This is a genomic window from Streptomyces sp. NPDC107559 (assembly GCF_055657365.1).
In genome coordinates this window covers 152,895-175,476 of sequence record NZ_JBVKBD010000009.1, presented here as the reverse complement: position 1 = coordinate 175,476, position 22,582 = coordinate 152,895, and the positions used below count along the sequence as shown (strand labels likewise).

Sequence of the window (22,582 nt, the reverse complement as noted above, 5' to 3'; positions counted from 1 at the left end):
GGACGTCCCTGCCCCGGCGGGCGGTCGAGCCTGCGCCGGGGCATGCCGGACGTGGGTCCGGGGTCAGTGGCGTCCGGGGTCAGTGGCGTCCGGCCTCCTTGGAGACCAGCGCGACCGCCTCGTCCACGTCGTCCGTGACATGGAAGAGGTGCAGGTCCTGCTCGGACGCCTTGCCCTGGGCGATCAGGGTGTGCTTGAGCCAGTCGACCAGGCCGCCCCAGTAGCTGCTGCCGAAGAGGACGATGGGGAAGCGGGTGACCTTCTGGGTCTGGACGAGGGTCAGGGCCTCGAAGAGCTCGTCCAGGGTGCCGAGGCCGCCGGGCAGGACGACGAAGCCCTGCGCGTACTTCACGAACATCATCTTGCGGACGAAGAAGTAACGGAAGTTCAGGCCGATGTCGACGTAGGGGTTGAGCCCCTCCTCGAACGGCAGCTCGATGCCGAGGCCGACCGAGACACCGCCCGCCTCGGAGGCGCCCTTGTTCGCCGCCTCCATGGCGCCGGGGCCGCCGCCGGTGATGACCGCGAAGCCAGCCTCCACCAGGCCGCGGCCCAGCTGGACGCCCGCGTCGTACTCCAGGCTGTTGCGGGGTGTGCGGGCCGAGCCGAACACGCTGATCGCGGGCGGGAGTTCGGCGAGCGTGCCGAAGCCCTCGATGAACTCCGACTGGATGCGCAGCACCCGCCACGGGTCGGTGTGGACCCAGTCCGAGGGGCCGCCCGCGTCGAGGAGCCGCTGGTCCGTCGTGCTCGCCGTCACCTGGCTGCGCCTTCGGAGGACGGGTCCCAGGCGTTGTTCCTCCGGTGGCTGCTTCTTGCCCTCGGGGTTCCCGGTAGCCATGTGCGCTCCCTCCGCGGTCGGAACATCCCCCGCTCCGGCACGACCGGAGGCGGGGGACAGGTCTTTCGGCCTCAGCCTAGATCTACGCGGGTTACGTACGGGGGACGTCGGCATGTCCTGCGTGGAGCGAGGGGCCCTCAGTCCGTCAGCCAGGCGCGCAGCCGCTCCTCGCCCGCCAGGATCTTTCCGGTTTCAACCCGTTCGTCCCGCTTGTGTGCCAAGTGCGGGTTTCCGGGGCCGTAGTTCACCGCGGGGATGCCGAGCGCCGAGAAGCGGGAGACGTCCGTCCAGCCGTACTTGGGCTGCGGGGTGCCGCCCACCGCCTCGATGAAGGCCGCCGCGGCCGGGTGGGACAGGCCGGGCAGCGCGGCGCCGCTGTGGTCGTCGATCACGAACTCCGCCACCCCGCAGTCCGCGAACACCTCGCGGACGTGGGCGACGGCCTCCTCCTCGCTGCGGTCGGGCGCGTAGCGGAAGTTGACCGTGACGACGCACTCGTCGGGGATGACGTTCCCGGCCACTCCGCCCGAGATGCCCACCGCGTTCAGGCCCTCCCGGTACTCCAGGCCGTCGATCACCGGCCGGCGCGGCTCGTAGTCGGCGAGGCGGGCCAGGATCGGGGCGGCCGCGTGGATCGCGTTGGACCCCATCCAGCCGCGTGCCGAGTGGGCGCGCTCGCCGGTCGTCCTCAGCAGCACCCGCAGGGTGCCCTGGCAGCCGCCCTCCACCTGGCCGTCGGAGGGCTCCAGGAGCACCGCGAAGTCGCCCTCCAGCCACTGCGGACGGTTCTCCGCGATGTGCTTGAGGCCGTTGAGCTCGGCGGCGACCTCCTCGTTGTCGTAGAAGACGAAGGTCAGGTCGCGGTTCGGGGACGGGACCGTGGCGGCGATGCGCAGCTGGACCGCGACCCCGGACTTCATGTCGCAGGTGCCGCACCCCCACAGCACGCCGTCCTCGTCGAGGCGGGAGGGGACGTTCCCGGCGATCGGCACGGTGTCGATGTGGCCCGCCAGCACGACCCGCTCCGGACGCCCCAGGAAGGTACGGGCGATCACGTTGTTCCCGTACCGCTCCACCGTCAGGTGCGGCAGGGTGCGCAGCGTGGTCTCGATCGCGTCCGCGAGGGGCTTCTCGGTGCCGCTCTCGGACCTGAAGTCGACCAGCTGCGCGGTGAGCCGGGCGGCATCCGACGTGAGGTCAAGTGGGGTATCGGCCATGGCGCCGACCCTAGCGCGCCGGGGCCTCGGCCCACTGTCCACACCCGCCGCGGCGGCCTCGGGGGCCTCCGCTACCTTGTACGAGTGCCAGAGCCGTCCCCCACCTCCCCCAAGCGCCGCGGCCGCCTCCTCCGTTTCGGAGCGGCCGTCGTGGTCCTGTGCGCGGTCGCCGGTTATCTCGCGGTCCAGTACCTCACCGGAGGCCCAGGCGGCCCCGGCTGCCGGGTCGTCTCGGGCAAGGGCGACCCCGCGGTCTACGAGTTCACTCCCGAACAGGCGGTCAACGCGGCGACGATCTCCGCGGTCGGCACCGACCGCGGGCTGCCCGAGCGAGCCGTGACCATCGCGCTCGCGACGGCGCTCCAGGAGTCGGGGCTGCGCAACATCGAGCACGGCGACCGTGACTCGCTGGGCCTGTTCCAGCAGCGGCCGTCGCAGGGGTGGGGCACCGAGCAGCAGATCATGGACCCGACGTACGCGGCGGGCGTCTTCTACGAGCACCTGGTCAAGGTCTCCGACTACACGGAACTCCCGCTCACCGTTGCCGCGCAGCGGGTGCAGCGCAGCGGCTACCCGGAGGCGTACGCCAAGCACGAGCCGGACGCCGCGCTGCTCGCCGCCGCCCTCACCGGGCGCACGGCGGCGACCCTGACCTGCGACGGCCGCCAGACGGCCGGGACCGCCGCCACGGCCGCGGGGCCGAGCGCGGTCCGCACGGCGCTGGTACGGGACTTCGGGCGCGAGGCCCTGCAGGAGGCCGGCGCGGAGGTGGACGGCAAGAGCCGCCGCGGCAAGGCCACGACGGCGCCCGTGCCCGAGGTGAGCGCCGCGGCCGACGGGCGGACCGTGACGGTGCCCGTGCCGGGCGGGACGGGCGAGGCGGCGGGGCGCAGCACCGACGAGCGCGGCTGGCAGATCGCGCACTGGGCGGTGGCCAACGCCTCCGCGCTGCACATCTCGCGCATCTCCTACGCCGGCCGGGAGTGGACCGCCGGGACGACCGACAGCCGGTGGCGCACGGCCAGGACGCCGGACTCCGGCACGACGGAGACGGAGCAGGCGGCCGGGGGCTCGATCCGGATCGTCACCGCACCCCGGTAGCGGGCGGCAGGCGGCGGACGGGGGCACCGAGCAGCAGTACGGGGCTTCACCCGCGCGGGTTGCGTGGGGCGGCCGGGGACGGACGGGGGCGCGGGTCCGCGCGCCGGCCCGTCCCGGTACGCCGAACCCCTTGTGGCCCAAGGGCCTTGCGGTTCAGCCGAGTTGCAGACCGCGCGACCTTTGCCCGATTTTATCCGTACCTGATAATGCGATGCATTGCGAATTCTTTGCGCGGGACGTCCGCAACCTTCGCGGGCTTCGAGCGGTAGTCAGGGGGACCGAGCCCGGACGATCAATCCCGGTCAACTAACGGGTCCGGTCGGACACTTCCCTGTTCTCTCCCTCGAAGGAGCATCATGTCCCTGCCTCTGACCCGCCGGATCGCCCGTGTCGCGCTGCTGGTCGCAGCGGGAGCGGCTGCCGGGGTCGGCGCGGCCGGCTCCGCGAGTGCGGCCGCCGAACTGCCTGCCACCCCGAACCTCGGCGGGCTGACCTCCCTGGACGGCGCCAACGTCGGCAGCACGCTCGACAGCGCGGCGCACAACGTCACCGCGTTCACGAACGAGACCGACGGCAAGGCCGCCAGGAAGACGACGCCGGCCGCGGGCAGGACCGCCGGCAAGGCCGCGAAGAAGGCGGCGCCCGCGGCACGCAAGAGCGCGGGAGCCGGCGGGGGCATCCTCGGGCAGGCGGCGTCGGCGGCCACGAAGGGCGGGCTGCCGACGGACTCCCTCACCAAGGGCGGGCTGCCGACGCAGACGCTGCCGCTGAAGGGGCTGCCGCTGGGCGGCTGAGCCGCATCTGCACGGCGACGGGGTCCAGGGGAAACCCGGACCCCGTCGCCGTTCCATGTCTGCGCGCCGTGCCGAGGGCCCCGGACAGCTGCCGGGGCGCGGCGGCGGTCAGCGTGCCAGTCGCTCCACCGCGGCCCGGACCCGCTCGTCCGTCGCCGTGAGCGCCACCCGGACGAACTTCTCGCCCGCGGTGCCGTAGAAGTCCCCGGGGGCGACCAGGATGCCGAGGTCGGCCAGCCGGGACACGGTGGTCCAGCAGGACTCGTCCCGGGTGGCCCACAGGTACAGGCTGGCCTCGCTGTGCTCGATCCGGAAGCCGTTGCCCAGCAGCGCGTCACGCAGCAGCGTGCGCCGGGACGCGTACCGTTCGCGCTGCTCACGGACGTGGACGTCGTCGCCGAGCGCCGCCACCACGGCCGCCTGCGTCGGGGCCGACGTCATCATGCCGCCGTGCTTGCGGATCTCCAGCAGGGGGCCGAGGACGGCCGGGTCGCCGGCCAGGAAGGCCGCGCGGTAGCCGGCCAGGTTGGACCGCTTGGACAGCGAGTGGACCGAGACGATGCCCTCGTACGAGCCGCCGTTGACGTCCGGGTGCAGGACCGAGACCGGCTCGGCCTCCCAGCCCAGCTCGATGTAGCACTCGTCGGAGAAGACCAGGACGCCGTGCTCGCGGGCCCAGGCGACGATCCGGGTGAGCTCCGCCTTGTCCAGCACGCGGCCGGTCGGGTTGGACGGCGAGTTCAGCCAGAGCAGCTTCAGCCCGGCCGGGTCCAGGTCGGTCGGGTCGTCGTAGACCTCGTGGTCCGCGCGGGCCAGGCGGGCACCGACCTCGTACGTCGGGTAGGCCAGACGCGGGTACGCCACCCGGTCGCCCGGGCCCAGGCCCAGCTGGGTGGGGAGCCAGGCGACCAGTTCCTTGGAGCCGACGATCGGCAGGACGTGCCGGTGGGTGACCCCACGGGCGCCCAGCCGGCGCTCCAGCCAGCCCGTGAGCGCGTCCCGCAGCTCGGGGGTGCCCCAGACCGTCGGATAGCCCGGGGAGTCCGCGGCGGCGATCAGGGCCTTCTGGATCAGCTCGGGGACCGGGTCGACCGGGGTGCCGACGGACAGGTCGACGATGCCGTCCGGATGCGCGGCGGCCGTCTTCTTGTACGGCTCCAGCTTGTCCCAGGGGAAGACGGGCAGACGATCGGAGACTGCGGACACGGGATCTCGCTCACTTTCTCGGACGCACGGCCCCCGCGTACGGCAAACGCCTCGGCCCCGTACGGCGTGATCGGCGGTGATCAGGCCGTACGGAACCGAGGCGGCACGGTGCTGCGGGCCGCTTGCTGCGGTGTTACTCGGCCTGCGGCGGCAGCGCGGCGACGAAGGGGTGGTCGCGCTCGATCAGGCCCAGCTTGCTGGCGCCGCCGGGGGAGCCGAGCTCGTCGAAGAACTCGACGTTCGCCTTGTAGTAGTCCTTCCACTCCTCCGGAGTGTCGTCCTCGTAGAAGATCGCCTCGACCGGGCAGACCGGCTCACAGGCACCACAGTCGACGCATTCGTCCGGGTGGATGTACAAGGACCGCTGGCCCTCGTAGATGCAGTCGACCGGGCACTCCTCGATGCACGCCTTGTCCTTCACGTCGACACAAGGCTGCGCGATGACGTAGGTCACGCTGTCGTTCCTCCTCGATAGGGCGCTGGCGGGCCTCCTACAGGCTCCGCCGCCTGGCGCGCGGGAGCGCGGCGTCGTCGATGCCCGCCCCTAGTATCTCCGTTCTTGGGCATGATCCGAACAGGAGGGGTGGAACGACCTGTGGAAATCTCGGCCGCCGGTCGTGTGGAGGTCCGCATCACCGCCGCTGACGTGGGCAAACGCGTCTCCGTGCGACGGTTGACCGACCCCGGCGACACCGGAGGGAAATTCACCGACACGGTCGGCGTTCTCACATCATGGGACGACACCGTGCTCGTGATCACACGGCGGGACGGCGAAATCGTACGGATCGCGCAGTCCGCGCTGGTCGCGGGGAAGGTGGTGCCCGCGGCACCGGCCCGGCGGCGCGGCCCGGCCGCGTCCTACGAGGAGCTGGCCGGGGTCACCGCCCGCGCCTGGCGGCCGCTGGAGAGCGCGCGGCTGGGCGGATGGGAGCTGCGGGCCGCCGCCGGGTTCACCCGGCGCGCGAATTCGGTGCTGCCGCTCGGCGACCCGGGCCTCCCGCTCGACGAGGCGCTCACCGAGGTACGACGCTGGTACGAGGAGCGCGGCCTGCCCGCGTACGTCCAGACCGCGACCGGCGCCGAGGGCACGCAGGAACTGCTGTGCGCGGAGCTGGAGCGGCGCGGGTGGGTGCGCGAGGTGAGCGCCGAGGTCTGGACCGGGGCGCTCGCGCCGCTCGCCGACCTGGGCGAGCCGTCCGGGGTGGTGCTGTCCCGGGCGGCCGGTGAGGCGTGGCTGGCGCGCTATCAGCGCAAGGGAGTGAGCGACGTGGCCCTGACGGTGCTGGAAGGGCGGTCCCCCCGTTCGGGTGACGCCGAGAGCGGGGCAGGGCCCTCGGTGTGGTTCGCGACCGTGCCCGGCGAACGGGCGGAGGAGCCGCCGGCCGCGATCGGGCGGTGCGTCGTGGACGGGCGGTGGGCCGGGTTCGCCGCCGTCGAGGTCGACCCGGCGCTGCGGCGGCGCGGGCTGGCCACCGCCGTGATGACCGCGCTGGCCCGGCGGGCCCTCGACGAGGGCGCCTCCGCCGCCTGGCTCCAGGTGGAGACGGACAACGCCGGTGCGCGGGCGCTGTACGAGCGGCTGGGCTTCGCCGCGCACCACGCCTATCACCACTACCGGGCGCCGGCCGGGTCCGACGACGGCCGGTACGGATCACCGTGAGCGGGCACGAGCCTGCCATGCGCCATCCACTGCCCCCACCGCCCGAACGCTCGGCCGCACTGCGTCTGCGGTTCGCCGAGGAGGCCCGCTGCGAGAGGCCCGACCTGTCGGCGCTGTGTCTGCTGCTGGCCGCGGTGGCCGACGGCACGCTCGACGAGGCGGGCGCGGACGCGGCGCAGATGGAGCTGGACCGGCTGGCGGGACAGCTGCCGTTCCGTCCGGGCGAGCCCGCGGCCTGGGCCCGTGCGCTGCGTTCGGTGCTCGGGGAGCGCTGCGGGTTCCGCGGTTCGCCGGCCGACTACCAGTGGCTGGGTTCGTCCTTGCTGCACGAGGTGCTGCGCCGGCGGCGCGGGCTGCCCATCCTGCTGTCCGTGGTGTGGATGGAGGTCGCGCGCCGGGCGGGCGCGCCGGTGTACGGGGTCGCGCTGCCGGGGCACTTCGTCGTCGGGTTCGGGCCGCAGGACGAACAGGTGCTGGCGGACCCGTTCGACGGGGGACGGCTGCTCAGCGGGGCCGACGCCGAGCTGCTCGTCGTGGGGGCCACGGGGGCGCGGCTGACACCGTCGATGCTGACCCCCGCGGACCCGCTGGAGGTGATGACGCGGATCCTGAACAACGTCCGGGCGTGGGCCTCGGCCCGGCCCGAGCGGTCGGACGTGGCGCTGTGGGCGGTCGAGCTGGCGCTGCTGCTGCCCGCGCATCCGGCGCGGCTGCGGTACGAGCGGGCGCAGATCCTGGTGCAGCGGGGGGACTTCGTGGCCGGGGCCGCGGAGATGGAGGTGTACGCGGACCTGGTGGACGTGGTGGACGCGCCCCTGGCGGAGAAGGTGCGGGGGCAGGCCACGGCGGCCCGTGCCCGCCTGAACTGATCCCCCGGCTTCCACCCCTCCCCGGGACCCCACGGACGGACGGCACCGGGCGCGGCCGGCCGCTAGAGCCAGCCCTTCTCCCGTGCCGTCCGTACCGCCTCGGCCCGGTTGCGTACCGCTAACTTCTGGATCGCCGTGGAGAGGTAGTTGCGGACCGTGCCCTGGGACAGGTGCAGGAGCTTGGCCAGTTCCGCGTTGGTGGAGCCGTCGGCCGCGGCGCGCAGGACCTCGCGTTCGCGGTCGGTGAGGGGGTTGGCGCCCTCGGCCAGCGCGGCGGCCGCGAGGGTGGGGTCGATGACCCGCTCGCCGGCCAGCACCTTGCGCACGGCCTCGGCGAGCTGGGCGGCGGGGGCGTCCTTGACCAGGAAGGCGTCGGCGCCGGACTCCATGGCGCTGCGCAGGTATCCGGGGCGGCCGAAGGTGGTGAGGACGACCAGCTTCACCCGGGGCAGTTCCCGGTGCAGCAGGGCCGCCGCCTCTATGCCCGTCGCGCCCGGCATCTCGATGTCGAGGAGCGCCACGTCCACGTCGTGCTCGCGGGCCGCCGCCAGGACCTCGTCCCCGCGCGCCACCTGGACGACGACCTCGATGTCGTCCTCCAGACCGAGCAGCGCGGCCAGCGCCTCGCGGACCATCGACTGGTCCTCGGCCAGCAGGACCTTGATCGTGTGGCTCATGCCCCGGATCCTATGTCCGGCAGGGGCCCTGCCGGGACGCGGGCGACCAGACGGAAGCCGCGCTTGAGGGGACCCGCCTCCAGGGTGCCGCCCGCCTTCTCCAGCCGCTCGGTCAGACCCGTCAGGCCGTTGCCGGGACCCTTCCCGGAGCCGCCCTGGCCGTCGTCCTCGACGGAGAGTTCGAGGACGGGGCCGTCGAGGGTCTGGCGCCGCAGCAGCTCCACCCTGCAGCGCCGGGCACCGCTGTGCCGTACGACGTTGGTGACCGCCTCGCGCAGCGCCCAGGCGAGGGCGGACTCGCTCTCCTCCGGGAGGCCGCCGAAGTCGGGGTCCACGGGCAGGTCGGCGGTGACGTTGGCGGCCGTCAGGGCGACCCGGGTGCCGGCGAGCTCGTCGGCGAGGCGGGCCCTGCGGTAGCCGGTGACGGCCTCGCGTACGTCGACCAGGGCCTGGCGGCTGACCTGTTCGATGTCGGCGATCTGCTGGGCCGCCTTGTCGGGGTGGCCGGGGAGCATCCGGCCGGCCAGCTCGCTCTTCAGCGTGATCAGCGAGAGCGAGTGGCCCAGCAGGTCGTGCAGGTCGCGGGCCAGGCGCAGCCGCTCCTCGTTGGCGGCGAGCTGGGCGACGGTGGCGCGGGCCTGGCGCAACTCGATGGTCGTACGGACCAGTTGGCCGACGCCGGTCATCGCGAACCCGATGAGCACGACCAGCAGGACCAGGTCCAGCGCGTCCTGCTCGCCGGCCCGCAGCCCGACGAGCAGCATCGCCACGGCGGTCAGCGGGATCGTGCGGTAGGCCAGGCGCAGCGGCAGCGACGCGCCGCAGGCGACGGAGACGTACACGAAGAGTCCGAGCCACTCCTTGCCGAAGGCCAGGCACAGCAAGACGGCGAGAACGGCGAGGGTGCCGACCAGGACACCGACCGTCCGGGGGGTGTACGAGCGGCGGCCCATCTGCCGGAAGACCAGCACCAGGTAGACCGCGACGAACACGGAGAGGCCCAGCCAGCCGGCCACCGCCCCGCCGGTGGAGTGGCCGCCGGAGACCAGGTCCTCCACCGGCGAGCCGAGGAAGACCAGCCAGACCACGATCCACAGGGTCTTGATCAGTACCTCGCGCCGGGTGCGGGGCGGCCAGCCGATGCGCACCAGCCGCCCGTCACGGGCCTCTTCCGGGTTGCTGCTCACGCCTTCAGCGTGTCCTTCCGGTACAGCCAGGCCGCACCGCCCGCGAACAGGACGAAGAAGACGGCGAGGATGGCGACGTCCTGGGCGTGCGGGGCCTGGCTCTGTTCGATCGCCTGTCCCAGGGCAGCGTACGCGTGCGTGGGCAGCCACTTGGCGATGTCCTGCAACCACTGCGGGAACGTGGTCGACGGCATCCACAGACCGCCGAGCATCGACAGACCGAAGTAGGTGATCATCGTGATCGGGCGGACCGCGTCCCCGCTGGCGAGATAGCCGATGGCGACCCCGAGGGCGGCGAAGACCAGGCTGCCGGCCCAGATGGCGCCGGTGAGGGCGAGCCACTGCCAGGCGTCCAGGCGTACGTTCTTGGCGACCGCGGCGACCACGAACACGATGACGATGGACGGCAGGCTCACCACGGCCGCGCTGGCCGTCTTGGCGAGGACGTAGCCGCGGCCCGGCAGGGTGGTCAGCCGCAGCTGCCGTACCCAGCCGCTCTCGCGCTCCTTGGCGATGCGCTCGCTGTTGCCCATCAGGACGGCGGTCAGGGCGCCGAAGGAGGCCATGGAGACCATCATGTACGTCGGGATGGTCAGGCCGGTGCCGTCGACCTTGGTGGTGGCGTCGGCGTTGCCCGCGATCAGCAGGAACAGGGCCGACGGGTAGATCACCGAGAAGAACAGGAACTTGCGGTTGCGCAGGGCGCGGACCAGTTCCAGCTTGATGAGGGCGTTCACGACTGCTTGGCCTCCTCGGCGGCGGTGATGGCGACGAAGGCCTGCTCGAGCCCGAGCCCGGCGACTTCGAGGTTGCGGGGGTAGACGCCGAGCCCGTACAGGGCGTGGACGGTGGCGTCCGCGTCGGTGGACTGGATGCGGACGGTCTGGCCCGATATGTCGACGGAGGTGAGGAAGGGCAGTCCGCGCAGGGCCGCCGTGTCGATCTCGCCCTCCAGGTCGAAGGAGACCCGGCGAGCGCCCGCCTTCGCCTTGATCTCGGCGGCGGTGCCGTCGGCGAGCAGCCGGCCCCGGTGCAGCACGAGCACGCGGTCGGCGATGGCGTCGGCCTCTTCGAGGTAGTGCGTGGCGAACAGGACGGTGCGGCCCTGGTCGGCCTGTTCGCGCATGGTGGCCCAGAAGGCCTGGCGGGCGGAGACGTCCATGCCGGTGGTCGGCTCGTCCAGGACGATCAGGTCGCTGTCGCCCGCGGTGGCGAGCGCGAACCTGACCCGCTGGGCCTGGCCGCCGGAGAGCTTGTTGACCTTGCGGTCGGCGATCTGCGCGACGCCGGCGCGGGCCAGCACGTCGCTCGCCTTGTACGGCTTCGGGTGCAGGGCGCAGGCCAGGGCGACCAGTTCGCCGACCGTCACCTCGTCCATCAGGCCGCCGCTCTGGAGCATCGCGCCCACGTGTCCGGCGACTATGGCCTCGCGGGGGCTGGTGCCGAACACCCGCACCGAGCCGCTGTCGGCGTGCTTGAGGCCGAGCAGCAGGTCCAGGGTGGTGGACTTGCCGGCTCCGTTGGGTCCGAGCAGGGCAACGGTCTCCCCCGGGTGCAGGCTGAGCGACAGGCCGTCCACGGCCCGTACGTCCCCGTAGCTCTTGCTCACCTGATCGAACGCGACCACCTCGGTGGTGGTTGCCTTCACTGTCGTCGTCATGGGCACATCCTGACGGCGGCGGCCGTCGGTCCGGCAGTGTCGGCGGTCCCGACTGCCGCATGACAGATGTCATGCCCACGAGATGACGGCCCGGGAGCCGCCCTGACCGGACGGCTCCCGGGACCTGCCCTAGCTGGGGTCCGTCTCGATGACGGCGACCCGGTTCGTGGTGCTGACCAGGGCCGGGCGCAGGGCGCTGATCACGTCCTGCACCGTGACGGCCGTCTTCTGGCCGGTGCCGCGGGTGATGAGCACACCGTCGAAGGTGTGGCCGTAGAGCTCCTTGAGCGCGGCCTCGTCGTAACTCTCGACGAGCTTGCCGTCGACCGCCTTCACCTCCAGGAACTTCCACAGGGACTTCTGCGGGCTGAAGGGGATCGAGTGCGCGGCGTCCGTCTGCACGGTGACCTTGCCGGACATCGCGGGCTCGGCGAACTTCTTCATCATCCGGTCGACCTCGGCGTCCGAGACCGTCGGCTGCCGGGTGGTGGTCGGGACCGGCACGGTGCCGGCCGCGCCGGTCTCCACCAGGGTGCGGTAGGCCTGCTGGACCGCGGTCTTCGACCCGGCGACGTCGATGCCCTTGCCCGGCTTGCCGTAGACGGCCACGGCCTTGCCCGACTGGAACCTGATCGTGCCGTCGTTGGAGCCCGCGCCGCCCGCGGCGCTCTCCAGGGCGGCCTGGAGCTTCTCCTCGTCGACGGGCATGGCCGGCTCGATCTCGCGCTGTCCGCCGAAGAGCGACCCGATCACGGAGACCGGGTTGTAGTCGCTCTGGGCGGCCGCGGCGACCGTGGCCTGCTCGTCGAACTGGAGCCCGGCCTGATCCGGCTTCAGCGTGACGGTGGTTCCGCCGACCGACAGCTTCAGCGGCTGGCCCACCCGCTTGCCGAAGGCGTCGTCGAGCTTCTTGACGGCCTCGTCACGGGTGCCGCCGCCGATGTCGACGCCGAGCACGGTGGTGCCCTTGGGCACGTCGGAGTGGTTCATCAGCAGGCCCGCGCCATAGGCGCCGACCAGGACGACGACCGCGAGGCCGCCGAGCAGGACCAGCTTGCTGCGGCCCTTCTTCTTGCGGGACGCGGGCGCGGGCGCGTTCTGCGCGACCGGCGCGGGCAGCTTCGGGCCCGTACGCGCCGGCGGCCCGTCGAAGCGGGGGCCCGGTCCGGGGGGCGTGACGGGAATGCCGCTGGTGACGGTGTCCCCGGAGACCTTGTCCCGGGGGCCGCCGTAGCCGCCGGGGCCCGGACCGGGGGCCGGCTTCTGCGGGGTGAGGATCGCGGTGTCGTCGCTCAGTCCGCCGGCGCCGGGACCGGCCGCGCCGTGCGGACGGGGGCCGCCGGACGGGCCCGGGTCGGTGAAGGACTCTCCGCTGAACGACTTGGGCGCGCCGGGACGACCGGGGGCACCGGGGCGGCCGGGGGCACCGGCACGGTCGGCGACACCGGGACGAGCGGGACCGCCGGGGCCGCCGGGCGCACCGGGACCGCCGGCGGCACCAGGACCGCCGGGCGCACCGGGCGCGCCGGACGCGCCGGGCACGCGACGGACGCCGAGACCACCGGGGGGACGCGAACCGCCGGGCGCACCGGGTGCCGAGCCGACCGGGGGCACCAGCGGGCCGTCACCGGTGACAGGGCCGCCGGTGGGGCCGGAGGGGCCCTGGGCGCCGCCCTGGCCGCCGGGGCCGCTCGGAGGGCCGCCGTGGCCGCTCTGGCCGTTCTCCGTGAAGTACGGCAGGTCGTCGCGGCGCGGCTCGCCGGACCCGGAGCGGGCACCGCCGCCCAGCGGGCCCGCCGCCAGCGCCTCGGTCACGTCGAAGGAACCGGTGCCGCCGCCGTGGCCGGGCGCGACCGGGCCGCCGGTGGCGCCGGGCAGTCCGGCGCCGTTCGTACCGCCGGGGCGGGAGCCGCCGGGGACGCTCGCGGAGCCGGTGCCGCCGGGACGGCCGACACCCGGCCGCGCACCCGTGGCAGGGCCGGGACCGGCGGCGGGGGCACCACCTGCGGGCGCGGGGGCGACGCCCGCCGCGGAACCGCCGGGCATGCCCGCACCGTTGGTGGAGCCGCTCTTGGCCGCGCCGCCCCTGCGGGGGGCGAACCAGTCGCTCGTCTTCTCCTCGGCCGGGGCCTCGGGCTCGGCAGGCGGCTCGACGGCTGCGGCGGACGGGGCGGCGTCCGGCTGTACGTGGGTGCCGGTGTCGTCGCCCGGGACGCTCTCGGTGTCCGCGACGGGCGTGCGGACGACGACCGGCGGAATCGGCCGCGACCCGGGGATGTTGATCCGGATGCGGGTCGTCAGCGTGGTCTCGGTCTTGCGCTCCTCCGGCTGGGCGGCCGGACGGCCCGCGCCTGCGCCGGCGTCGGAAACCATGGGGGTCCCGTACGGCGGCGTGCCCGAAGGGTATGCGGCTCCGCCGCGCCCGTCGGGCCCGGAGGACGGAGTGTCAGTTTCACGACTCAAGGCAGGTTCTCCCGGTTGACTCCGCCGCCCGCACAACCTCATGTGGGGGTTCCCTCTGCTCGAACGGGGTCGAGTGCTCGGGGAAGGCTCGGCGGCGCGCACCACCATACTGTCCGCTTCCGGCCTGTATCCCGCGACCGCCGGGGAAAACCACACGGCACGTACACGTGCGCCGTACGGCGAAGTGGTACGTCACTTGCCAAGTCGGACGGACTCGGCCCCCGATCGCCGCCCCCAGCCGAGGGTGGCGCAGATCACAGCGAGGGCCATGCCGCCCAGCAGGAAGAGGTAGGAGCCGCCTCCCGCGCCGAACAGGAAGTCCCCTTCGGGGCGGGTGGCGGTGAGGAAGATGACGGTGACCATCCACCCCGCGGCGGACGCGACGGCCCCGCCACGGCTGCCCGTCACGCGCGCCCCGCCGAGGAAGAGCCCGGCCGCGCCGGCGAGCGCGAGCAGGAGCCCGCCCGGGAACCAGCCGGACTGCACCAGGGCCCCGGCCATCGCGACCACCACGCCGAGCAGGAAGAGCCCCAGACAGGCCAGGACACGTCCGGCGGAAGGCCGTTGCAGCGGCTGGGCGAGCATCGAACCGTTTTGCGTCATGACGTCTCCTCTGCCCCGGCGAACAGGTCGGACACCCGTCCGGCCCCGGTAACGCCGCCCGCCAGCTCGTAGTACTCGGTGGTGAAGAGCGGCTGCGCGAGCTCGTTGGAGAGCGCGAAGGACGCCTCGTCGGGGGCCACCTCGATCTGGGTGGCGTGTGCGCGCATCGCGGCGGCCTTGGCGGCCGCGTACGCGGTGCCGTCGATCTCGACGGTGATCCGCTCCTCGGCCACCACGCCCGGCACGTCGTCGACCGCGGCGGTCTCGGTGAAGGGCAGGCCGGGCAGCTCGGCGCGCAGCCGGCCGAAGGCCTCCTCGGCGACGGGACGCGGCATGCGGTTGAAGTAGACCCTGGGGATCGGCCGTCCGGCGCCGGCGGCCAGCTCCGCGGCGCGCACGGCGACGCGGTGGGCCTGGATGTGGTCGGGGTGGCCGTAGCCGCCGTCGGCGTCATAGGTGACGAGGACCTGGGGGCGCACCTCCAGGATCACGTCGAGGAGGTGGGCGGCGGCCTCGTCGACGTCCGCCTGCCAGAAGCAGGCCGGGGCGTCGTTGTCGGGCAGGCCCATCATCCCGGAGTCCCGGTAGCGGCCGGGGCCGCCGAGCTGACGGAAGTCCTTCACGCCGAGCTCGCTCATCGCGGCCCCGAGTTCGCCCAGCCGGTGTGCGCCCAGCGCGTCACCGCTCAGGTGTGCGAGCTCGGGCGGGATGACCTCGCCGAGCTCGCCCAGGGTGCAGGTGACCAGGGTCACCCGGGCGCCCTCGGCCGCGTACCTGGCCATGGTCGCGCCGTTGTTGATCGACTCGTCGTCCGGGTGCGCGTGCACCAGCAGCAGACTCCGGGCGGGCTGTTCCGTCATGCGCCCACCCTACGAGGCCCCTCCCCCCGCCCGCCCGCCTCCCCGGCAGCGGTCGGCCCTCGCCGATCCGGTCCTCGCCGGACGCCCGGCCCGCCCGGCCCGCCCAGAAGCCCAGACAGGTGATCCGGACGATGCAGACGCGCTCGCTGCGCACGACGATCTGGTACCTGGGCATGCCACCGGTGACGGTCATCTCGTGGCCTCGCGGAACGACCCCGTCATGGCCTGACCGTGGACGTGAAGAGCTTCCGCCGCCCTGACCGGTTCGTCCGCCTTGCTCTCCACGGGGGCGAGAAAGTCCACGGCGGCGAGAAAGTCCGCGGGAGCGGCCCCGGGCGGCCTCTTCGGCGCCGAAGGCGTACTCCTCCTGGGGTCGGTGAGCGGAAGGAGCGATCGCCGCCGAGCAGGTTGTTGCGCTGCGACCAGGGCAGGCAACGTCCCCAGGATCCGGCTCAGTTGGCGCTGTTCACCCGCGTGAGTGAGACACGCTGCGGGCAGCGGAGGTGGAATTCGGTGGCCGGCCCCGCCTCCGGCTCTCGCCCGAGGCCTGGGCCGGCTTGGGGCCTGCCCGGCGGATCATGCCGCGGACGCGGGGTCCGGCACGCCCATCCGGGCCGATACGGCACCGCAGCTTTCCTGCGACTCGATCCGCCGGACAGGCCCTGTTGCCGTACGCGTCCGAGGGCCGACGGACCGCTCCGGTCGGCAGCCCACCGGAGCCCGCACACCCGCGCACATCAGAACTTGAGGCTGCCGATCATGCTGGCGACGCTCGTGGTCAGATCGCTGATCGTGGGCGCCACCGTCGACGAGGCCAGGTAGAACCCGAGGAGCATGCACACGACCGCGTGCCCGCCCTTCAGGCCCGACTTCTTGATCAGCAGGAAGACGACGATCGCCAGCAGCACTACCGCCGAGATCGAGAGTGCCACGGCGGCTCACCTCCAAGGACCGGGGACGTGGGGGCATAGCAGGGGAACTTGTAAATCCGTACAGCAGCCAGCGGGTTCATACCCACACAGCGCTAGTGATCATAACTATCCGTGCGCGCGCATCCGTCGGCGCACTGCCGCACAAGGGGGCGCATGGCCAATATGGTCAAGGCATGACGACCGAGCCTGATTCCTTTCCCCGTCGGCACGCGCGCACCCAGCGTTTCACGCTCGGCGCGCCGCGTTCCTACACCGTGGCTCCCGACGGCGCGCGGGTCGTGTTCCTGCGCTCCGGCTCCGGCACCGACCGGGCCAACTCCCTCTGGGTACTGGACGTTCCGGAGGGGCGCGAGCGCGTGGTCGCCGATCCCCGGGCCCTGCTGGGCGGGGCCTCGGAGAACCTCTCGGCCGAGGAGCGGGCGCGCCGCGAGCGCAGCCGCGAGGGCGGCGCCGGCATCGTCGGCTACGCCACCGACGAGGCCGTGGAGCTGGCCTCGTTCGCTCTGTCCGGGCGGTTGTTCACGGCCGAGCTGCGGGCCGGTACGGCACGTGAACTCCCCGTCCCGGGGCCGGTGATCGATCCCCGGCCCGCCCCCGACGGACGGCACGTCGCCTACGTCCACGAGGGCGCCCTGCGCGTAGTGGACGCCGAGGGCGCGGGGGACCGGGCGCTCGCCGAGCCCGATTCGGCCTCGATTTCCTACGGGCTGGCCGAATTCGTCGCGGCCGAGGAGATGTCCCGTTCGCGCGGCTTCTGGTGGGCGCCGGAGTCGGACCGGCTCCTGGTCGCGCGGGTGGACGACACGCCGGTGCGGCGGTGGTGGATCTCCGACCCCGCGCATCCTGAACGTGACCCACAACACGTCCCGTACCCGGCGGCCGGCACCCCCAACGCGGAGGTGCGGCTGCTGATCATCGACCTCAACGGAAGCCGCACGGAGGTCTCCTGGGACCGGGCGCGCTATCCGTACCTGGCGCGAGTGCACTGGTCAGCGGCGGGTGCACCCCTGCTTCTCGTGCAGGCGCGGGACCAGCGCAGCCAGCTGTTCCTGGCCGTGGACCCGGACACGGGGGCGACCCGGATGGTGCACGCGGATGAAGATCGGATTTGGCTGGATCTTTTCGCCGGCGTGCCCTGCTGGAGCCCGTCGGGAAAGCTGATCCGGATCGCGGACGAGGGCGGCGCGCGGGTCCTCACGGTCGGCGAACGGCCGCTGACCGGACCGCAGTTGCACGTGCGGGCGGTGCTCGACGTCGCCGACGAGGACGTCCTGGTCGCGGCCTCGGCCGGGGAGGGCGCGGCGGCGCCCGAGACCGGTGAGGTGCATGTGTATCGAGTCAACGAGCGGGGCTTGGAGCGCGTCTCGCAGGTGCCCGGCGTGCATACGGCGGTACGCGCCGGAGGCGTGACCGTACTGGCCTCCGCCACGCCGGACCGGCCGGGGACGGAGGTGCAGGTGCTGCGTGGCGGAAAGCGGACGGCGACTGTCCGGTCGTACGCCGAAGATCCTGGTATGTCCCCGCGCGTGACACTGACCGAAGGGGGCGCACGGAGAATTCCGTGCGCCGTGCTTATGCCTACGGACTACCCCGGTGACACTCCCCTGCCGGTCCTGATGGACCCCTACGGCGGCCCGCACGGCCAGCGGGTGGTCGCCGCGCACAACGCGCATCTGACCTCGCAGTGGTTCGCCGACCAGGGGTTCGCGGTCGTCGTCGCGGACGGGCGGGGCACCCCGGGGCGCTCGCCGGGCTGGGAGAAGGCGGTCCACCGGGACTTCACGGTGTCACTGGACGACCAGGTCGAAGCGCTCCAGGACCTCGCGAAGTCGTACCCGCTCGACCTGTCCAGGGTGGCGATCCGCGGCTGGTCGTTCGGCGGCTATCTGGCGGCGCTGGCCGTGCTGCGCCGCCCGGACGTCTTCCACGCGGGGATCGCCGGCGCCCCGGTCACCGACTGGCGCCTGTACGACACCCACTACACCGAGCGCTACCTGGGCACCCCGGACGCGGATGCGGACGCGTACGCGCGCAGCGGTCTGGTCACGGACGAGGGCCTGTCCGCCGCCGACGGGCCGCACCGCCCGCTGATGATCGTGCACGGGCTGGCCGACGACAACGTGGTGGCCGCCCACACCCTGCGGCTGTCCTCGGCCCTGCTGGCCGCCGGCCGTCCGCACGAGGTGCTGCCGCTGTCCGGCGTCACCCACATGACCCCGCAGGAGACGGTCGCCGAGAACCTGCTCCTGCTCCAGGTGGACTTCCTCCGCCGCGCCCTGAATCCGGCCTGAGCGACAACACCCTCCGGTGCACCGCGACCGTCGATCGAGAAACCACGACGAGGCACCGGCCACGTCCGCGAGAGCGGCGCCGAAGTAGGCGCAAAATACAGCAGCGGGCCGGGAGACATGGCGCTCCCGGCCCGCTTACGGCACCCGCACGGCCGTACGCTGTTCAGACTGACGCGTCCGTATATCGGAATCGCGTCGGCCAAGTTGCCTGCGTGTTAACGCACTTGGTGTGGGTTCGGCACGTTATGACACATCACCACCATGATCGTCCGAGGCTCCCTCGGGCGGTACGACCTGCTTCTCCTCGGCGAAGTGGCAGGCCGAATCGTGTGCCTGCGGACCGCTCGCCTGCCGGAACTCTGCGGGCACGGCCAGCACCGGCACCTCCAGCGCACAGCGTTCCTGGGCCTTCCAGCAACGGGTGCGGAAACGGCAGCCGGAGGGGATGTTCGTCGGGGACGGCACGTCACCCGCCAGGATGATCCGTTCGCGGTGCTCGCGGGCCTCCGGGTCGGGGACCGGGACGGCGGACAGCAGGGCCTGGGTGTAGGGGTGGGTGGGGTGGTCGTAGATCTCCGCGTCCCTGCCGATCTCCACGATCCGCCCGAGGTACATCACGCCGACCCGGTCCGAGATGTGCCGGACGATGGACAGGTCGTGCGCGATGAAGAGGTAGGAGAGCTCGAACTCGTCCTGGAGACGCGCCATCAGGTTGATGACCTGTGCCTGCACCGACACGTCCAGCGCGGACACCGGCTCGTCGGCGACGATCACCTCGGGGCGCAGCGCCAGCCCCCGCGCGATGCCGATGCGCTGGCGCTGACCGCCGGAGAACTGGTGGGGGTAGCGGTTGATGTACTCGGGGTTGAGACCGACCACGTCCAGCAGTTCCTGGACCCTGCGGCGCCGGTCGCCCTTGGGCGCCACCTCGGGGTGGATGTCGTACGGCTCCCCGATGATGTCGCCGACGGTCATCCGGGGGTTGAGCGAGGTGTAGGGGTCCTGGAAGACCATCTGGATGTTGCGCCGTACGGCCTTCAGCGCCTTCCCGGACAGCCGGGTGATGTCCTCGCCCTTGTACCGGATCTCGCCGGCCGTCGGCTTCTCCAGGTTGACCAGCAGCTTGGCGACCGTCGACTTGCCGCAGCCGGACTCCCCCACGATGCCGAGGGTCTCGCCGCGCAGCAGGGCGAAGTCGACGCCGTCGACGGCCTTCACGGCGCCGATCTGCTTCTTGAACAGGATGCCCTGGGTGAGCGGGTAGTGCTTGAAGAGGCCGCTGACCTCCAGGATCGGCTCAGCCATGGAGGCACTCCCGCCAGAAGTGGCAGGCGCTCACGCGCTCCGCGCCGGGCTCGGCCACCACGTGTTCGGGCTCCCCGTGCGCGGACACCTCGTACAGCGGCGGGACGTCGATGCGGCACACCTCCCGGGCCATCGGGCAGCGCGGGTTGAAGGCGCAGCCCGGCGGGATGTCCATGAGGTTGGGCGGCAGTCCCTTGATCGCATAGAGCTCCTGGCCCTTCTGGTCCAGGCGCGGGATGGAGTCCAGCAGGCCCCGGGTGTAGGGGTGGGCGGGCGCCTTGTAGATGTCGTACACGGGCGCCTGCTCCACGATCCGTCCGGCGTACATCACCGCGATCCGGTCGGCCACGTCCGCGACCACACCCAGGTCGTGGGTGATCAGGATCAGCCCCATGTCGTACTCGCGCTGCAACTCGGCGAGCAGATCCATGACCTGGGCCTGGACGGTGACGTCGAGGGCGGTGGTGGGTTCGTCGGCGATGATCAGAGCCGGTTCCAGGGCCAGCGCCATCGCGATCATGATGCGCTGGCGCATGCCTCCGGAGAACTGGTGGGGGTACTGCTTCACGCGCTCCCTGGCGGCGGGGATGCGGACGTGGTCCATGAGCTCCACGGCCTTGGCCCGGGCGTCCTTGCGGCTCATCCCGCGGTGCACGATGAACATCTCGCCGAGCTGGTCGCCGACGGAGAGCACGGGGTTCAGGGACGACAGCGCGTCCTGGAAGATCATCGCCATCCCGGCGCCCCGGACCTTGCGCCGCTCCTCCTCCTTCAGGGTCAGCAGGTCCCGGTCCTGGAAGATGATCTCGCCGCCGGTGATCCGCCCCGGCGGCATGTCGAGGATGCCCATGATCGCCTGCGCGGTGACGGACTTCCCGGAGCCGGACTCGCCGAGCACGGCGAGCGTCTCGCCCGCGTCGACGCCGTAGCTGACCCCGTTGACGGCCTTGGCGACACCGTCCCTGGTCCGGAACTCCACGTGCAGGTCGCGTACTTCGAGCAGCATGTCGCCGTCACCTCAGCTTCGGGTCGAGGGCGTCGCGCACCGCGTCGCCGAGCATGATGAAGGCCAGGACGGTCACCGCCAGGGCGCCGGAGGGCCACAGCAGCGCGTGCGGGGCGTTGCGGATGTACGGGGAGGCGGCCGAGATGTCGATCCCCCAGGACACGCTGGGCGGCTTCAGACCGACGCCGAGGTACGACAGGGTCGCCTCCAGCGAGATGTAGGTGCCGAGCGCGATGGTCGCCACGACGATCACCGGCGCCACCGCGTTCGGGGTGATGTGCCGCAGCAGCAGCCGGGAGTTGGAGGCGCCCAGCGCGCGGGCGGCCTGGACGTAGTCGTTCTGTTTGGCGGTGATGACGGAGCCGCGGGCGATCCGGGAGATCTGCGGCCAGCCCAGCAGCACCATGAAGCCGATCACCGGCCAGACGGTGTTGCTGGTGACCACGGACAGCAGGACCAGACCGCCGAGGACGACCGGGATGGCGAAGAAGACGTCGGTGATCCGGGACAGGATCGAGTCCCAGAACCCGCCGAAGAAGCCCGCGAAGCCGCCCAGGATGCTGCCGAGGATCGCGACCCCGAGCGTGGCGAGGACACCGACCGTGACGGACGTACGGGCGCCGTAGACGGTGCGGGTGTAGACGTTGCAGCCCTGACCGTCGTACCCGAACGGGGCGCCCGGCTGGGAGCCCTGCTGGGCCTTGGAGAGGTTGCACTTCAGCGGGGAGCCGGAGGCGATCGCCGAGGGCCACAGGGAGATGAAGACCAGGAAGAGGATGACCAGCGCGGAGACGATGAAGACGGGGTTGCGGCGCAGGTCCCGCCAGGCGTCGGACCACAGCGAGCGGGGCTTGCCGGCCGGCCCCGTGCCCAGGGGGCCGCCGGGCGTCTTCTCCAGGGTCTCGGCCTCGCTGGCGGCGAGGTCCATGGCCCCGCCCATGCCGGTCGGGGCGATGACGCCCTCGGGTGCGCCGGTGCCCTGGTGGTCAGACATAGCGGATCCTCGGGTCGAGTACGGCGTACAGCAGGTCGACGAGCAGGTTGGCGACCAGGAAGACGATCACCAGGACGGTCACGAAGCCGACCACGGTCTGGGTGTTCTGGCGCAGGATGCCCTGGTAGAGCTGATAGCCGACGCCGTGGATGTTGAAGATCCGCTCGGTGACGATCGCGCCGCCCATCAGGGCACCGATGTCGGTGCCGATGAAGGTGACCACCGGGATGAGGGAGTTGCGCAGCAGGTGCCGGGTGACGACCCGGTGCCGGGGCAGGCCCTTGGCGACCGCCGTACGGACGTAGTCGGAGCGCTTGTTCTCGGCGATGGAGGTACGGGTCAGCCGGGTGACGTAGGCCAGGGACACGGAGGCCAGCACCAGGCCCGGCACGATCAGCTCGCCGAAGGTGGCGTCGGGCGAGACCGACGGTTTGATCCAGCCCCACTTGACGCCCAGCAGCAGCTGGAGCAGCAGACCGGTGACGAAGGTGGGGACGGAGATCACGACGAGGGTCAGCAGGAGCACCCCGGTGTCGACGGGCGAGCCCCGGCGCAGGCCCGTGACGACACCGAGGGCGATGCCGACGATGATCTCGAAGAGGATCGCGACGATCGTCAGGCGGATGGTGACCGGGAAGGCGCTCGCCATCAGCTCGGTGACGGGCTGGCCGTTGAACGCCGTACCGAAGTCGCCGGTGAAGACGTTCCCCATGTAGGTCACGTACTGCTGCCAGACCGGCTTGTCGAGGCCGAAATCCCGCTTCAGCTGGGCGGCCGTGGCGGGGTCGCACTGCCGCTCGCCGCACAGGCCCGCGATGGGGTCGCCCATCACGTTGACCATGAGGAAGATCAGCAGAGTGGCGCCGATGAACACCGGGATCATCTGGAGCAGGCGCCGGACGACGTAGCGTCCCAC

Annotated in this window: 21 protein-coding genes; 5 read left to right on the top strand and 16 right to left on the bottom strand. The window is 72.3% G+C overall.

Translation table 11 applies throughout. The annotated features are described in order from the left end of the window. Positions 1-79: 79 nt before the first annotated feature. Together ACZ7OY_RS26030 and dapE are read right to left on the bottom strand one after the other, a co-directional pair. Positions 80-841 carry an LOG family protein gene (locus ACZ7OY_RS26030; RefSeq protein WP_351606884.1) on the bottom strand — a complete coding sequence of 254 codons (762 nt, stop codon included), beginning with the start codon at positions 839-841 and terminating at the stop codon, positions 80-82. Positions 842-978: 137 nt separating this feature from the next. After that, positions 979-2,058: a succinyl-diaminopimelate desuccinylase gene (gene dapE / locus ACZ7OY_RS26025; RefSeq protein ID WP_471913599.1), complete on the bottom strand. Its 1,080-nt coding sequence runs from the start codon at positions 2,056-2,058 to the stop codon at positions 979-981. Between the two features lie 84 nt (positions 2,059-2,142). On the opposite strand from dapE, the gene ACZ7OY_RS26020 reads away from it, so the two are divergent. Continuing rightward, entirely contained in the window at positions 2,143-3,159 is a 1,017-nt protein-coding gene (locus ACZ7OY_RS26020; RefSeq protein WP_471913598.1) for a VldE C-terminal domain-containing protein, read from the top strand. A 356-nt stretch (positions 3,160-3,515) separates the two neighbouring features. Further along, a complete protein-coding gene (locus tag ACZ7OY_RS26015) occupies positions 3,516-3,953 on the top strand; it encodes an ATP-binding protein (protein WP_471913597.1) in 438 nt (145 codons plus the stop codon). Between the two features lie 108 nt (positions 3,954-4,061). Here ACZ7OY_RS26015 and ACZ7OY_RS26010 read toward each other — a convergent pair whose 3' ends face one another. Then, complete coding sequence (locus tag ACZ7OY_RS26010; protein WP_471913596.1) at positions 4,062-5,159, bottom strand: bifunctional succinyldiaminopimelate transaminase/glutamate-prephenate aminotransferase; 1,098 nt, start codon at positions 5,157-5,159, stop codon at positions 4,062-4,064. Between the two features lie 133 nt (positions 5,160-5,292). Then, on the bottom strand, positions 5,293-5,613 hold the full coding sequence (gene fdxA, locus ACZ7OY_RS26005) for a ferredoxin (RefSeq protein ID WP_007495984.1): 321 nt from the start codon (positions 5,611-5,613) through the stop codon (positions 5,293-5,295). A gap of 141 nt (positions 5,614-5,754) precedes the next feature. On the opposite strand from fdxA, the gene ACZ7OY_RS26000 reads away from it, so the two are divergent. Both ACZ7OY_RS26000 and ACZ7OY_RS25995 read left to right on the top strand, forming a co-directional pair. Beyond that, the gene (locus ACZ7OY_RS26000) at positions 5,755-6,819 is read left to right on the top strand and encodes a GNAT family N-acetyltransferase (protein WP_471913595.1); all 1,065 of its coding nucleotides are present in this window, start codon (positions 5,755-5,757) and stop codon (positions 6,817-6,819) included. 17 nt (positions 6,820-6,836) lie between these two features. Continuing rightward, positions 6,837-7,688, top strand: a complete 852-nt coding sequence (locus ACZ7OY_RS25995) for a transglutaminase-like and tetratricopeptide repeat-containing protein (RefSeq protein WP_471913594.1) — start codon at positions 6,837-6,839, stop codon at positions 7,686-7,688. A 62-nt stretch (positions 7,689-7,750) separates the two neighbouring features. Here the strand turns inward: ACZ7OY_RS25995 and ACZ7OY_RS25990 are convergent, their stop codons facing one another. The 8 genes from ACZ7OY_RS25990 to ACZ7OY_RS25955 form a co-directional block, all read right to left on the bottom strand. Beyond that, positions 7,751-8,365, bottom strand: coding sequence for a response regulator transcription factor (locus tag ACZ7OY_RS25990; RefSeq protein WP_351618393.1), 615 nt, complete (start codon positions 8,363-8,365; stop codon positions 7,751-7,753). Beyond that, on the bottom strand, positions 8,362-9,552 hold the full coding sequence (locus tag ACZ7OY_RS25985; RefSeq protein WP_471913593.1) for a sensor histidine kinase: 1,191 nt from the start codon (positions 9,550-9,552) through the stop codon (positions 8,362-8,364). The genes ACZ7OY_RS25990 and ACZ7OY_RS25985 overlap by 4 nt, the downstream gene beginning before the upstream one ends. Next, positions 9,549-10,289: an ABC transporter permease gene (locus tag ACZ7OY_RS25980; RefSeq protein WP_471913592.1), complete on the bottom strand. Its 741-nt coding sequence runs from the start codon at positions 10,287-10,289 to the stop codon at positions 9,549-9,551. Before ACZ7OY_RS25980 ends, ACZ7OY_RS25985 begins: the two co-directional genes overlap by 4 nt. Continuing rightward, complete coding sequence (locus ACZ7OY_RS25975; protein ID WP_471913591.1) at positions 10,286-11,212, bottom strand: ABC transporter ATP-binding protein; 927 nt, start codon at positions 11,210-11,212, stop codon at positions 10,286-10,288. Before ACZ7OY_RS25975 ends, ACZ7OY_RS25980 begins: the two co-directional genes overlap by 4 nt. A 129-nt stretch (positions 11,213-11,341) precedes the next feature. Next, positions 11,342-13,675, bottom strand: a complete 2,334-nt coding sequence (locus ACZ7OY_RS25970; protein ID WP_471913590.1) for a peptidoglycan binding domain-containing protein — start codon at positions 13,673-13,675, stop codon at positions 11,342-11,344. Positions 13,676-13,867: 192 nt separating this feature from the next. Beyond that, complete coding sequence (locus ACZ7OY_RS25965; protein ID WP_471913589.1) at positions 13,868-14,278, bottom strand: DUF6113 family protein; 411 nt, start codon at positions 14,276-14,278, stop codon at positions 13,868-13,870. Next, entirely contained in the window at positions 14,275-15,138 is an 864-nt protein-coding gene (gene mshB / locus ACZ7OY_RS25960) for an N-acetyl-1-D-myo-inositol-2-amino-2-deoxy-alpha-D-glucopyranoside deacetylase (protein WP_471913588.1), read from the bottom strand. Before mshB ends, ACZ7OY_RS25965 begins: the two co-directional genes overlap by 4 nt. Positions 15,139-15,875: 737 nt before the next feature. Beyond that, entirely contained in the window at positions 15,876-16,070 is a 195-nt protein-coding gene (locus ACZ7OY_RS25955; protein ID WP_162468695.1) for a hypothetical protein, read from the bottom strand. 173 nt (positions 16,071-16,243) lie between these two features. Here ACZ7OY_RS25955 and ACZ7OY_RS25950 point away from each other — a divergent pair, with 173 nt between their 5' ends. Beyond that, a complete protein-coding gene (locus tag ACZ7OY_RS25950; protein ID WP_471913587.1) occupies positions 16,244-18,361 on the top strand; it encodes a S9 family peptidase in 2,118 nt (705 codons plus the stop codon). A 243-nt stretch (positions 18,362-18,604) separates the two neighbouring features. Here the strand turns inward: ACZ7OY_RS25950 and ACZ7OY_RS25945 are convergent, their stop codons facing one another. From ACZ7OY_RS25945 to ACZ7OY_RS25930, 4 genes are read right to left on the bottom strand one after another with little or no spacing between them, the layout of a single operon-like run. After that, positions 18,605-19,666 (bottom strand): ABC transporter ATP-binding protein, encoded by a 1,062-nt coding sequence (locus ACZ7OY_RS25945; RefSeq protein WP_471913586.1) that lies wholly within the window; start codon positions 19,664-19,666, stop codon positions 18,605-18,607. Further along, a complete protein-coding gene (locus ACZ7OY_RS25940) occupies positions 19,659-20,672 on the bottom strand; it encodes an ABC transporter ATP-binding protein (protein ID WP_471913585.1) in 1,014 nt (337 codons plus the stop codon). Before ACZ7OY_RS25940 ends, ACZ7OY_RS25945 begins: the two co-directional genes overlap by 8 nt. Positions 20,673-20,679: 7 nt before the next feature. Further along, positions 20,680-21,666: an ABC transporter permease gene (locus ACZ7OY_RS25935; RefSeq protein ID WP_471913584.1), complete on the bottom strand. Its 987-nt coding sequence runs from the start codon at positions 21,664-21,666 to the stop codon at positions 20,680-20,682. Beyond that, entirely contained in the window at positions 21,659-22,582 is a 924-nt protein-coding gene (locus ACZ7OY_RS25930) for an ABC transporter permease (protein WP_450661605.1), read from the bottom strand. Before ACZ7OY_RS25930 ends, ACZ7OY_RS25935 begins: the two co-directional genes overlap by 8 nt.